Consider the following 13,054-nt stretch of genomic DNA (forward strand, 5'->3'; position numbering starts at 1 on the left):
ATTTTCAATTTATTTTCCCGCCTGCGGGCGGGAAAACTCTGCCGAGAGCTTCTCCCCATGCAAGATGGTCAAGACTTCTTGCATGACTTTTATGTTCTTTGACAGTCTGAAGCTGGGAGCACTGCGTTGCTCCCAGCTTTTTATTTTGCATATTGGCTGCGCCCCAGCTTGAACAGGTCGTTGCCCCGGCTGTCCACCGCCACGGTGAGGGGCAGATCCTCCACCTCCATGCGTTTCACCGACTCGCACCCCAGCTCGTCAAAGGCGATGACCTGGGCAGTCTTGATGCACTTGGCAATGAGGGCTCCCGCTCCGCCCACGGCGGCAAAGTAACAGGCCCCGCTGCGCACAATGGCGTCCACCACGCTCTGGGCCCGCTCCCCCTTGCCGATCATGGCGGTGAGTCCCAAGTCCAGCAGCCGGGGGGCAAAGCCGTCCATGCGTCCGGCGGTGGTGGGGCCACAGGCTCCCACCGCCATGCCCTGCTGGCCCGGGGTGGGACCGGCGTAGTAGATCACCGCACCCTGGAGTTCAAAAGGCAGAGGTTTTCCCTCATCCAGCAGCTGAAACATGCGCTTGTGGGCGGCATCCCGGGCAGTGTAGATGGTGCCGGATAGAAGCACCCGGTCACCCGCTTTCAGCTGACCCACCACCTGGGGCAGCTGGGCAGTGGTCACTCTCTTGGCCTCACTCATGGTGCTCCTCCTGCTCCTTGTCCCCCTGCTGGCCCTGTTCCTGGAGTCTCTGGGCGGTCTGGTCGAATTGGACTCCCATCTCACTCAGCTCCCGCATCTGCTGGAACAGCCGATCCATCTCGCTGCGCAGGTTGGCATATCCCTCCAGCACCTGCTCCAGCCACTGGCGGGTATCGCTCTGGATCTGCTCCGCCTTTTCCTGGGCCTGGCTGATGGTCTCCTGGGCCTTGTGGTGAGCATCCAGCTCCACGGTGGCCACATAGTCCTTGAGCTTGCCGTATTTCTGGGCCATGGGCTCCATCTCATCCACCTGGCCGTGGAGCCGCCCCAGCTCCAGCCGGGCGGTAGCCAGCTTGGTCTCGGTCTGGCTCAGCTCCCCCCGCAGACGGGTCAGAGTGCGGGTGGATTCCTCCAGAGAGGCCCGCACCTTCGCCTCCTCGGCAGACACGCTGCCGTGGGCCTGGCGCAGAGACTCGATCTCCTCCTGAAGCTGCTGCTCATGTTCCCGGGAATGTTGCAGCCGTGCCTCCATTTCCGCCATCTGGTTGCGGTGATCAGTGGCCATCTTGTCCATGTAGCGGAGCACATCTCCCCGGTGAAAACCGGCCAGAGCCGTGCGGAATTTTTCAATTACGGGTTCCATACAGGTTCCCCTTTCCCCAAAAAATTGGTCTGGTTCATTGGTTCTCCCATGCTCCAGACCCGCTTTGGGGACATTTTACCACATTTCACCCTATGTGACAATGTTTTTCTCCCCATTTACCTGGCACCTGTTGTTTTTTATCAGCAATTACGATATAATAGGCCAGAGTTTCCGCTTGGCACACCTTTTTTCACAAGGAGCGTCAGCCGTGTGCCACATCACCGAGCCGGACAGCGGAAGCCATCCCCCATCATTGGGACATTTCCTAGCCATATGGCATATTATAATACGGAAGAGGGAGAACGATTCCATGGATAAGATCATTACCTTTGCCGTTCCCTGCTATAACTCAGCGGCCTACATGGACCACTGTGTGGAGACCCTGCTGGCAGGGGGCGAGGACATTGAGATCATTTTGGTGGACGACGGCTCTACCAAGGACAACACAGCGGAAAAGTGCGACGAATGGGCTGCCAAGTACCCCGACATCATCCGGGCCATCCACCAGGAAAACGGTGGCCACGGCGAGGGGGTCAACCAAGGGATCCGCAATGCCCGGGGCCTGTATTTGAAAATTGTGGACTCGGACGACTGGCTGGATGAGGAGTCTCTCCGCACGGTCATGGCCCAACTGCGCCAGTTTGCCCAGATGCCCGCCCCGGTAGACATGGTGGTGGCCAACTACGTCTACGAGCATGTGGAGGACAACACCCAAAAGGTAATCAACTACAAAAATGTGTTCCCCACCGGCCGCATCTTCACCTGGGATGAGATTCACCACTTCCGCACCTCCCAGTTCTTGCTCATGCACTCGGTGATCTACCGCACCCAGATGCTGCGGGATTGCGGTCTGGAGCTGCCCAAACACACCTTCTACGTGGACAATATCTTTGTCTACCAGCCCCTGCCCTTTGTGAAGACCATCTACTACCTCAATGTGGATCTGTACCGCTACTTCATCGGTCGTGCCGACCAGAGCGTCAACGAGTCGGTGATGGCAGGACGCATTGACCAGCAGGTGCGGGTCACCCGGCTGATGATCGCCGCCCACGATGTGCTGGCCATCAAGGCCAGTCAGCCCCGCCTGGGCCGGTACATGCTGAACTATCTTTCTATGATGATGACCATCTCCTCCATCTTTGCTGTCATCGCCAACACTCCGGAGTCTCTGGGGATGCGCACCGAGCTGTGGGAGTACCTGCGTCAAAAAGATCCCGCCCTATACCGCCGATGCCGATATCGTGCCACCAATGCCGCCACCAACATCCCCGGTTACCAGGGCCGAAAGTTGTCGGTTTCACTCTATCGCATGGCACGTAAGATCTACAAATTTAACTAATTTTTCAGTCCCTGGAAATAGATGCGTCTATTTCCAGGGATTTTGCATAAATTGAGCAATTTATTTCCACTCAGGATGCTACCCCTTTTCCAGTTGCATTTTTACAAAAAGATGCTATACTGTAAGGCGTTGGGGTTTACGCCAACTGTTGCGAATCCAACCACCCCAACCGTAAATTAGGAGGTTACTCATTTTGCCGGACGACCCATCTTTATTGCCTCAACTTCTGGTTTTGATGCTGCTGATCCTGGTCAACGCATTTTTTGCTGCTGCCGAGATCTCCGTCATCTCTCTGTCCGAGACCAAGCTGAAAAAGCAGGCCGAGGAGGGAGATAAAAAGGCCAAGAAGCTCCTGGCCCTGACCCAGGCGCCCGACCATTTCCTCTCCGCCATCCAAATCGCCATCACCCTGGCCGGATTTCTGTCCTCGGCTTTCGCCGCTGACAGCTTCTCTGACCCCCTGGTGCAGCTTCTGGTGGCACGAGGTGTGACCCAAATCCCCGAAGCGACCCTCAACACCCTGATGGTCATTGTCATCACCATCGTTCTGTCCTACTTCAGCCTGGTGCTGGGCGAATTGGCGCCCAAGCGCATCGCCATGAAGAAGACCGAGCAGGTGGCCCGCATGACGGTGGGCGCTGTGAGTGTGGTGGCTACTGTGTGCCGGCCGGTGATCTGGCTTTTGTCCAAGTCCACCAACGGCGTGCTGCGCCTGCTGCACATTGACCCCAAGGCCGACGAGGAAGAGGTGTCCGAGGATGAGATCCGCATGATGGTGGATCTGGGCGAAGAGCGAGGCACCATTGAAACTGCCGAGAAGGAGCTCATTGAGAACATCTTTGAGTTTAACAACTCCACCGCTGAGGACGTGATGATCCACCGCACCGATATGGTGATGATCTGGGCAGGCGACTCCGCCGAGGAGATCTTGAACACCATTCGGCAGTCCGGTCTCTCCCGGTTCCCTGTCTATGAGGAGGACGCTGACGACATCGTGGGCATCCTCTCCACCCGGGTCTATCTGCTCAACACCCAACAGGCTCACCCCAAGCCCCTGCGGGAGCTGCTCTACCCCGCCTACTTTGTCCCCGAGTCCGTGCGCACTGACGTGCTGTTCCGGGATATGCAGAGCAAAAAGGTGCACCTGGCCATTGTGGTGGATGAATACGGCGGCACCTCTGGTCTGGTGACCATGGAGGACTTGCTGGAAGAAATTGTGGGTAACATATATGATGAGTTCGATCCCCAGGAGGAGGCCGAACTGGTACAGCTGGAGGACAATCTCTGGCAGGTCTCCGGTTCCTGCGACTTAGAGCAGCTCTCTCAGGCCCTGGGTATCACCTTCCCCGACGACCAGGAGTTTGACACGCTGGGCGGCTTGGTCTTTGCTCAGCTGTCCGTCATCCCATCCGACGGAGAACAGCTGGAGCTGGATGCCTACGGGCTGCACATCAAGGTGCTCAACTTCACCGATCGGCGTGTGGAGCTGGCCCTGGTCTCCAAGCTCTCCCCTCAGCCAGAGGATCACTCCAGTCACTGAACCCTTTTGTAGATGAGCAGGGCTTTTGGCCTTGTTATTCTAAATAGATTTTCTCAGCATGGGTGTGGATCTCCCACACTCTCCTCACCCTGTACCAATCAAAGAACGGAGGAAATATTTCTATGCGAAAGACAAAGATTATTTGCACCCTGGGCCCCGCTTCCGAGAGTGAAGAGGTCATCGAAAAGCTGATCCTCACCGGTATGGATGCCGCCCGTTTCAATTTCTCCCACGGTACTCATGAGTCTCACCTGGCCCTGCTGACCCGGGTCAAGAACGTCCGGGACCGTCTGGGCCGTCCTCTGGCCACCATTCTGGACACCAAGGGCCCCGAGATCCGCATTCGTTCCTTTGCCAGCGGCAAGATCGAGCTGGCCGAGGGCGACACCTTCACCCTGACCACCCGTGAGGTGGAGGGCGATAACACCATCGTCTCCGTTACCTATGCCAACCTGCACAACGAGGTGTCCGTGGGCACCCACCTGCTCATCGATGACGGTCTGGTGGACATCGAGGTCACCGAGATCAAGGGTCAGGACATCATCTGCCGTGTGGTTACCGGCGGCCCCCTGTCCAACAACAAGTCCATCAACATCCCCAACACCCACATCTCCCTGCCCGCCCTCACCGAGAAGGACAAGGGCGATCTGAAGTTCGCCGTGGAGAACGACTTTGACTTCGTCGCTGCCTCCTTTGTGCGTCAGGCCTCCGACGTGGAGGAGATCCGTGCCGTTCTGGACTCCCACGGCGGCCAGAACATCGGCATCATTGCCAAGATCGAGAACCAGGAGGGTGTGGACAACCTGGAGGAGATCCTCCGTGTGGCCGACGGCCTGATGGTGGCCCGTGGCGATCTGGGTGTGGAGATTCCCGCTCAGGACGTGCCCGTCATCCAGAAGCGCATGATCAAGGCCGCCATTGCCCAGGGCAAGCACGTGGTCACCGCCACCCAGATGCTGGACTCCATGATCCGCAATCCCCGTCCCACCCGTGCTGAGGTGTCCGACGTGGCCAACGCCGTGTTCGACGGCACCGGCTGCGTGATGCTCTCCGGTGAGACCGCCTCCGGCAAGCACCCCGTGGAGGCCCTGAAGACCATGGTGGACATCGTCACCACCGCTGAGAACGCCACCAACTACTGGAAGCGCTTCCGCAAGTCCACCGTGGACCACACCTCCAGCATCACCGATGCCATCAGCCACACCGCCTGCCTGACCGCTATGGATCTGAAGGCTGCTGCCATCCTCACCGCCACCGAGACCGGCCATACCGCCCGTATGACCACCCGGTACCGTCCCGGCTGCTTGGTGGTTGCTCTGACCACCAACGAGCGTGTCCGCCGTCAGCTGGCCATCACCTGGGGCGTGGCTCCCTTCCTGTCCGGCACCGTGGACTCCACCGACCGCCTGTTCTCTCTGTGCGTGGAATCCGCCAAGAAGGAAGGCGTGGTCCAGGAGGGTGACACCGTGGTCATCACCGCTGGCGTGCCCATCGGCAAGAGCGGCTCCACCAACCTGATCAAGGCTCAGGTTGTAAAGTAATTTCATATTGCCATACTAAAGGGGGACGGTGTACCACCGTCCCCCTTCGTGATCTTGCAAAGAAGTCCCAGGACTTCTTTGGCGAAAAAGATCGCATGACGGATGGGGCTCGATTTCTTACGAAAAAGTCACCCCACCCGTCATGAGAAGTGTCATTTCCCCGGCACATGTCCGTGGAAATGACGAGATTTCAATTTATTCCGTCATCTGCGGATGACGGAACTCTGCGAGGCTCCGAACCCCGAGAGTTTTCCACAGTCTGAAAAAGGGGACGGTGTACCACTGTCCCCCTTCGTGCTATTTTTGAATATGGAGGTTCACGCCTTTGAATATCTTTGACATCATGGGCCCCATCATGGTCGGTCCGTCCAGCTCTCACACTGCGGGAGCTGCCCGCATGGGTCGGGTGGCCCGGCATCTGCTGGGCAGCCAGCCGGTGAAAGCGGACATCCAACTCCACGGCTCCTTTGCCGCCACCGGCTCCGGCCACGGCACTGACCGGGCCATTGTGGCCGGACTGCTGGATCTGGCCCCCGATCATCCGGACATCCCCCGCAGCTTCCAGCTGGCCAAAGATGCGGGGATGGAGGTATCCATCCGCCCGGTGGATCTGCCTGGGGCGCACCCCAACACTGCCGTACTCCACCTCACCGATGCCCAGGGCCGCACCCTCACCGTCTCCGCCTCCTCCCTGGGGGGCGGACGCATCCGGGTCAACGCCATTGACGGCATGGAGGCCTCCTTCTCCGGGGAATTGCCCACCCTTATCATCCGCAACCAGGATCGCCCGGGCATCGTCTCCCAGGTCAGCCAGATGCTCTCCCGACACATGGCCAACATCGCCACCATGCAGCTCTATCGGGATCGCCGGGGTGGCCTGGCTGTGATGGTGCTGGAATGCGACAACCACCTCTCTCCCGCTCTGGTGGACGAGCTGTCCCATCTGGACGGGGTGGAGCGGTGTACCTATCTCAACATGGAGGGCTGCTGATATGGCTTTTCAATCTGTGGAACATCTTCTCTCCTGCGCTGCCCGCCAGCCCCTCTGGAAAGCAGTGCTGCTGGACGACTGCCAAGACCGGGACGTGACGGAACAGGATAGCTTCTCCCGCATGGAAACCCTGTGGCAGGCCATGGTGGACTCGGTGGAGCACTACGACCCCCAGCGCCGCTCTGCCTCCGGCCTGTCCGGTGGCCAGGGCGAAAAAATGGCCCAGGCCCAAAATACCCTGTGCGGCGAGTTCATGCAGCAGGTCATCGCCACCGCTCTGAAGGTTGGCGAGCACAACGCCTGCATGGGCCGCATTGTGGCCGCACCCACCGCCGGGGCCAGTGGCGTGATGCCCGCCGTGCTCCTCCCTCTGTGGAAGGCGCAGGGCCTGTCCACCCAGACCATGGTGGAGTGCCTGTATGTGGCAGCAGGCTTTGGCCAGGTCATTGCCACCCGAGCCTCTATCTCCGGGGCCGAGGGCGGCTGTCAGGCGGAGATCGGCTCCGCCTCCGGCATGGCCGCCGCCGCTCTGGTACACGCCCGAGGGGGCAGCGGAGCGCAGATGGCCGCCGCCTGCGCCATGGCTTTGCAAAATGTACTGGGTCTGGTGTGTGATCCCGTGGCAGGTCTGGTGGAGGTGCCCTGCGTGAAGCGCAACGTCATGGGCGCTGTCAACGCCATGGCCTGCGCCGACATGGCCCTGGCCGGCATCGTGGGCGTCATTCCCTGCGACCAGGTCATCGACGCCATGAACACCGTGGGCCGCTCCCTCCCCGCTGCCCTGCGGGAGACCGGCAAGGGCGGCCTGGCCGCCACCCCCGCCGGACGGGCCATTGCCCAGCAGCACACCGCCCCCGCTCCCTGAGCGGTTACAGCTTCTTCAGATCTCCCACCACACTGCGGATCATGCTCTCCGGCACCCAGCTGGAGAGAAAGGCGGTGAGCTGCTCCAACGTCACGGTGCGGGCAGCACCCTGCACCGGATGCTTGGAGAGCATGGGGATCTTCCGCTGAAACACAGCTCTGCTGTGGGGATCGTCCCACAGCTCTCCCAATGTAATCTGATTGTTGCGCAAATCCATATTCATCACCTCTCTGCCATCCTATGCACCCATCCCGTGAATTTTGACTGGAGGCATTGCCATGTCCAAACATCCCCATTCTCCCTCCCCCAGCCCAAAGCCCCATCCGCTGCAACGCAAGGGGCTGGTTTACACGGTGTATTTTGTGCTGCGTGCACTGGTGATCCTGATGCTGGTGGGGGCGGTCCTGAACCGCAGCTATGCAAATGTCACCTTATGCGTGCTCACACTCTTTCTCTTTATGCTTCCCTCTGCCTTTGAACGGCGGCTGCGCATCGACCTGCCCGATACCCTGGAAATCATCATTCTCCTGTTTATCTTCGCCGCAGAGATCCTGGGGGAAATTCAAGACTACTACATCACCTTTCCCTACTGGGACACCATGCTCCACACCACCAACGGCTTTTTATGCGCCGCCATTGGCTTTGCCCTGGTGGACATTCTCAATCGTACGGAACGAGTGTCTCTGAATCTGAGCCCCTTCTACATGGCGGTGGTGGCCTTCTGCTTCTCCATGACCGTGGGGGTGCTGTGGGAATTTTTTGAGTTCTCCATGGACTACTTCCTCCACTTCGATATGCAAAAAGACACCATTTTGAACGTGATCTCCACGGTAAATCTAGACCCAAACCACGGCACTACAGCGGTGGTGGTGGACGGCATTCAGGATGTGATCTTGGTGCTGGAGGACGGTACCCAAAAATCTCTGGGACTGGGCGGCTACCTGGACATCGGCATTGTGGACACCATGGTAGACCTGTTCGTCAACTTCATCGGGGCTGTCATCTTCTCCATCATCGGCTTTTTCTATGTCAAGGGCCGGGGCCGCAGCCGCTTTGCCCCCCGATTCATCCCCCAGGTGCTCCCGGAAGAAACCTCCTCCCAGGAGGAATAATTCACGAGCCTTTGGTGCATACTTCTCTTGGAATCTAAAACCAGGAGGTCAATGTTATGTACGAACAAGCCAATCCCAGCATCAAGTGTACCGTGTCCAGCTGTGCCCATTTCAAGAACCAGGCCTGCACCCTCAATGAGATCCAGGTGGGCTGCTGCCAGTCCAAGGTGGACTGCTGCCAGGACACCAAGTGCGCCTCCTTCCAGCTGGGGAGCACCAGCAGCTGCCACTAAAAACTGGCGGAAAAAGGCATAGCCTTTTCCCACCGGTTTTGCACCCTGCTGCGCGCAAAGTTTGGCTGCAAAAGGCGCAGCCAAATTCACACTTGCAGGGCGAGAAGTATTTTCTCCCAGGCGCATGTCCTGGGAGAAAATATGTCTCAATTTATTTCCCCGCCTGCGGGCGGGGAAACTCTGCGAGGCTAAGTCCTGGATGTGAGCACACATCCAGGGCTTAGCCCATTTTACCAAAATTCCATTTACATCACCACACTATTTTGGTAGAGTGCAAAATTTTTGCTCCCGCCTATTTTTCTCATTGACAAATCCGGGGAAAGGGACTATCATGGCTTTAATAGTCTAAAGCAAATAACTGCGATGATCAGGTCAGTAGCCCCCTTGGCGGCAGCTCAGAGAGAAGGCGGTGGGTGCAAGTCCTTCCTGCTGTATGGTGCGGTGAATCTCCCCTGGAAGCAGTTCTGCTGAAACCCCAAGAGGCAGTAGGCAGAACCGGCCCCCGCCGTTATCGGGAATAAGTGCCCCCATGTGGGGAATTTAGGTGGTACCGCGGAGCGCTGCTTCGTCCTAATGCAGGATGAAGCTGCGCTCTTTTTCTATCCACGATCCAAAGGAGGGTTATGAATGTTCATGAAAGGTTCCCAGATCGTCATGGAGTGTCTGCTGGAGCAAGGAGTTGATACGGTCTTTGGTTATCCCGGCGGCACCATTCTCAACATTTACGATGAGTTTGAGCTGCACGGCTATAAGGAAAAGATCCACCACTACCTGACCTCCCACGAGCAGGGAGCCAGCCACGCTGCGGACGGGTATGCCCGCTCCACCGGCAAGGTGGGGGTGTGCTTCGCCACCTCCGGCCCCGGCGCCACCAATCTGGTCACCGGCATCGCCACCGCCTACTATGACTCCTCCCCCGTGGTATTCATCACCTGCAACGTCAACGAAAACCTCATCGGCAAGGACTCCTTCCAGGAGGTGGACATCACCGGCATCACCATGCCCATCACCAAGTGCAACTACCTGGTGAAGGATGTAACCAAGCTGGCGGATATCATTCGAGAGGCCTTCGCCATTGCCCGCTCCGGCCGTCCCGGCCCGGTGCTGGTGGACATCGCCAAGAACGTCACCGCCGCCTCAGCGGAATATACTCCCCTGCCCGTGGCTGAGCACGCCAACCACGGGCGTCTGGCAGACATGCTGCGCCGGGCCGGACGGGACTTGGGCACTCCCGAGCCTGACCACGAGGACATCCAGAAGCTGCTGGATCTCATCGCCCAGTCTCAGCGCCCCATGGTTCTGGTGGGAGGCGGCGTCATCCGCTCCCGGGGCGCAGTGCCTGAGTTCCGTAAGTTCATTGAAACGCTGGACGCCCCGGTGGGCTCCACCATCATGGGTGGCGGCGCCTGTCCCGGCGACCACCCCCTGTTCACCGGAATGGTGGGTATGCACGGCTCCCACGCCTCCAACATCGCCACCACCCAGTGCGACCTGCTCATCGCCATCGGCTGCCGCTTCTCTGACCGAGTGGCCACCGATCCCGCCACCTTCGCCAAGCAGGCCAAAATCGTACATATCGACATCGACCGGGCGGAAATTGACAAAAACGTCTTGACCTACCACCACATCATCGGCGATGCCCGTCGAGTGCTGGAGCTGCTCAACGAAAAGCTGCCTCGCCACGACTACTCCACCTGGAAGGCAGACGTGTTCTCCCACAAGGAGCTGCCCCTGAAAAAGGATGACGTGCTCCACGCCCACGAGGTGCTGGAGACCATTCAGGATCTCACCCACGGCCAGGCCATCATCGCCACCGACGTGGGCCAGCACCAGATGTGGTCCTGCCAATACTACCACTTCTCCCGCCCCGGCCAGCTGCTCACCAGCGGCGGCTTCGGCACCATGGGCTTCGGCCTGGGCGCCGCCATGGGGGCCAAGGTGGGCAACCCCGACCAAATCGTGGTGCACTGCACCGGGGACGGCTGCTTCCGCATGAACTGCCACGAGCTGGCCACCCTGGAGCACTACCACATCCCGGTCATTACCGTCATCTTCAACAACGGCACCCTGGGCATGGTTCGCCAGTGGCAAAACCTCATTTACAACAAGCGGTTCTCCCAGACGGATCTGGATCGTGGCCCCGACTTTGTCAAGCTGGCAGAGGCCTACGGCCTCAAGGGCTTCCGGGCCGGGACCCAGGCGGAGTTTGAAGAAGCCTTCCGCCAAGCGCTCCAGGCCGGATGCGCCTGCGTCATCGACTGCACCATCCGTTTGAACGCCATGGTGCACCCCATGGTCAGTGCCGGTACCCCCGTCACCGATTTCATCTTGGACTGAGAGGAGGGCCACTATGAATCACTTCATCACCCGTCACACCCTGTCTGTGCTGGTGGAAAACACCCCCGGTGTTCTCTCCCAGGTCTCCCGGCTCTTCTCCCGCAAGGGATATAACATCGAGTCCCTGGCCGTGGGCACCACCGATGATCCCGTGGTCTCCCGCATCACCATCGAGGTGAAATGCGACGACCTCATGGTGGAGCAGATCATCAACCAGCTGCGCAAACTCTTCTGTGTCTACTCCGTGCGCCTGCTCCCCCCCAACTCCTCCATCCGACGGGAGCTGGTGCTCATTAAGGTCCGGGCCGAGGGCCGGGATGTGCGCAACGAGGTCATCCAGATCGCCAACATCTTCCGGGCCACCATCATCGACGTGTCCACCAAGAGCCTGACCCTGGCGGTCATTGGCCAGGAGTCCAAGGATGACGCTCTGGAAAAGCTCCTGTGCGAGTTCGGCATCCTGGAGCTGGTGCGCACCGGTATGGTCGCCCTGGAGCGTGGTGAGGCCACCATCAACGACAACGACGACAACAAGGAAACGGATGAGTTCGATTTAGGTAAAAATATTCTCTAATTTATATATATTCTATCGAAGGAGTGTTTATCATGGCTAAGATGTACTACGAAAAGGATTGCGACCTGAACTACCTCACCGGCAAGAAGATTGCCATTGTGGGCTATGGCTCCCAGGGTCACGCCCACGCTATGAACCTGCGGGATTCCGGCTGCGACGTGATCATCGGCCTGTACAAGGGCGGCAAGAGCTGGCCCGTGGCCGAGAAGGACGGCTTCACCGTCATGGAGACCGCTGAGGCCACCAAGGTCGCCGATATCATCATGATCCTCATCAACGATGAGCGTCAGGCCGATATGTACAAGAAGGACATCGCCCCCTACCTCACCGCTGGTAAGGCTCTGGCCTTCGCCCACGGCTTCAACATCCACTACGGCCAGATCAAGCCTCCCGCCGACGTGGACGTGTTCATGATCGCCCCCAAGGGCCCCGGTCACACCGTGCGCTCCCAGTTCGTGGCTGGCAAGGGCGTGCCCTGCCTCATCGCCGTGGAGCAGGATGCCACCGGCAAGGCCTACCAGATCGGCCTGGCCTACGCTGCCGGTATTGGCGGCGCCCGTGGCGGCGTGATGGAGACCACCTTCGCCGACGAGACTGAGACCGACCTGTTTGGTGAGCAGGCCGTGCTGTGCGGCGGCGTGGTGGAGCTGATGCGCCTGGGCTTTGAGACCCTGGTGGAGGCCGGTTACGCCCCCGAGAACGCCTATTTTGAGTGCATCCACGAGATGAAGCTCATCATCGACCTCATCAACAAGGGCGGTGTGGCTATGATGAACTACTCCATCTCCGACACCGCCGAGTACGGCGAGTATGTCTCCGGCCCCCGTGTTCTGCCCTATGAGGAGACCAAGGCCAACATGAAGGCTGTACTTACTGACATCCAGAACGGCAAGTTTGCCGGGGCCTGGATCGCCGAGAACAAGAACGGCCGCACCTTCTTCAACGCCTCCCGCCGTCAGCTGGCCAAGCACCCCATGGAGACCGTGGGTGCCGAGCTGCGCCGCAATATGCTGTGGGGCGACGACGCCGATCCCGACACCGCTTCCAACTAAGATCGTCGTAAAAACAGCGGCCTGACCCCCTAGGGCCAGGCCGCTTACTCGTAGGGAAAAGGCACAGCCTTTTCCCTACGGAATATTTACACCCTGCCGCGCGCATATTTTCTCTGCCGTTGGCAGAGAAAA

The 13,054-nt window shown here is 59.1% G+C and carries 13 protein-coding genes and 1 other annotated feature; of the genes, 10 read left to right on the forward strand and 3 right to left on the reverse strand.

The window, feature by feature from the left end; genetic code table 11:
• Nucleotides 1-140: 140 nt before the first annotated feature.
• Together H9X86_RS05595 and H9X86_RS05600 are read right to left on the reverse strand one after the other, a co-directional pair.
• Nucleotides 141-695, reverse strand: coding sequence for a Fe-S-containing hydro-lyase (locus H9X86_RS05595; RefSeq protein ID WP_204900581.1), 555 nt, complete (start codon nucleotides 693-695; stop codon nucleotides 141-143).
• The gene (locus H9X86_RS05600; RefSeq protein WP_204900582.1) at nucleotides 688-1,338 is read right to left on the reverse strand and encodes a hypothetical protein; all 651 of its coding nucleotides are present in this window, start codon (nucleotides 1,336-1,338) and stop codon (nucleotides 688-690) included. The genes H9X86_RS05595 and H9X86_RS05600 overlap by 8 nt, the downstream gene beginning before the upstream one ends.
• A 310-nt stretch (nucleotides 1,339-1,648) precedes the next feature.
• Between H9X86_RS05600 and H9X86_RS05605 the strand changes: the two genes are divergently transcribed.
• The 5 genes from H9X86_RS05605 (at nucleotide 1,649) to sdaAA (ending at nucleotide 7,614) form a co-directional block, all read left to right on the forward strand.
• Nucleotides 1,649-2,677, forward strand: coding sequence for a glycosyltransferase family 2 protein (locus H9X86_RS05605; protein ID WP_204900583.1), 1,029 nt, complete (start codon nucleotides 1,649-1,651; stop codon nucleotides 2,675-2,677).
• A gap of 193 nt (nucleotides 2,678-2,870) precedes the next feature.
• A complete protein-coding gene (locus tag H9X86_RS05610; RefSeq protein ID WP_243416855.1) occupies nucleotides 2,871-4,217 on the forward strand; it encodes a hemolysin family protein in 1,347 nt (448 codons plus the stop codon).
• Nucleotides 4,218-4,339: 122 nt separating this feature from the next.
• A complete protein-coding gene (gene pyk, locus H9X86_RS05615) occupies nucleotides 4,340-5,758 on the forward strand; it encodes a pyruvate kinase (protein ID WP_204900584.1) in 1,419 nt (472 codons plus the stop codon).
• A gap of 325 nt (nucleotides 5,759-6,083) precedes the next feature.
• Entirely contained in the window at nucleotides 6,084-6,749 is a 666-nt protein-coding gene (sdaAB, locus tag H9X86_RS05620; protein WP_204900585.1) for an L-serine ammonia-lyase, iron-sulfur-dependent subunit beta, read from the forward strand.
• Nucleotide 6,750: 1 nt separating this feature from the next.
• Complete coding sequence (gene sdaAA, locus H9X86_RS05625; protein ID WP_204900586.1) at nucleotides 6,751-7,614, forward strand: L-serine ammonia-lyase, iron-sulfur-dependent, subunit alpha; 864 nt, start codon at nucleotides 6,751-6,753, stop codon at nucleotides 7,612-7,614.
• A 4-nt stretch (nucleotides 7,615-7,618) separates the two neighbouring features.
• Here the strand turns inward: sdaAA and H9X86_RS05630 are convergent, their stop codons facing one another.
• Complete coding sequence (locus H9X86_RS05630) at nucleotides 7,619-7,831, reverse strand: hypothetical protein (protein ID WP_204900587.1); 213 nt, start codon at nucleotides 7,829-7,831, stop codon at nucleotides 7,619-7,621.
• A 61-nt stretch (nucleotides 7,832-7,892) separates the two neighbouring features.
• Here H9X86_RS05630 and H9X86_RS05635 point away from each other — a divergent pair, with 61 nt between their 5' ends.
• The 5 genes from H9X86_RS05635 to ilvC all read left to right on the forward strand — a co-directional run bounded on the left by H9X86_RS05635 (nucleotide 7,893) and on the right by ilvC (nucleotide 12,922).
• Complete coding sequence (locus tag H9X86_RS05635; protein WP_204900588.1) at nucleotides 7,893-8,726, forward strand: DUF2238 domain-containing protein; 834 nt, start codon at nucleotides 7,893-7,895, stop codon at nucleotides 8,724-8,726.
• A 56-nt stretch (nucleotides 8,727-8,782) separates the two neighbouring features.
• Entirely contained in the window at nucleotides 8,783-8,959 is a 177-nt protein-coding gene (locus H9X86_RS05640) for a DUF1540 domain-containing protein (protein ID WP_204900589.1), read from the forward strand.
• 354 nt (nucleotides 8,960-9,313) lie between these two features.
• Nucleotides 9,314-9,535: a binding site (T-box leader), on the forward strand.
• Nucleotides 9,536-9,586: 51 nt separating this feature from the next.
• Nucleotides 9,587-11,296 carry a biosynthetic-type acetolactate synthase large subunit gene (ilvB, locus tag H9X86_RS05645; RefSeq protein ID WP_204900590.1) on the forward strand — a complete coding sequence of 570 codons (1,710 nt, stop codon included), beginning with the start codon at nucleotides 9,587-9,589 and terminating at the stop codon, nucleotides 11,294-11,296.
• 13 nt (nucleotides 11,297-11,309) lie between these two features.
• A complete protein-coding gene (gene ilvN / locus H9X86_RS05650; RefSeq protein ID WP_204900591.1) occupies nucleotides 11,310-11,870 on the forward strand; it encodes an acetolactate synthase small subunit in 561 nt (186 codons plus the stop codon).
• 32 nt (nucleotides 11,871-11,902) lie between these two features.
• On the forward strand, nucleotides 11,903-12,922 hold the full coding sequence (gene ilvC, locus H9X86_RS05655) for a ketol-acid reductoisomerase (RefSeq protein ID WP_204900592.1): 1,020 nt from the start codon (nucleotides 11,903-11,905) through the stop codon (nucleotides 12,920-12,922).
• The last annotated feature ends 132 nt before the right edge of the window (nucleotides 12,923-13,054 follow it).

Origin of the sequence: Pseudoflavonifractor capillosus (assembly GCF_016902575.1) — a bacterium.
Classification (GTDB): Bacteria; Bacillota; Clostridia; order Oscillospirales; family Oscillospiraceae; genus Enterenecus; species Enterenecus capillosus_A.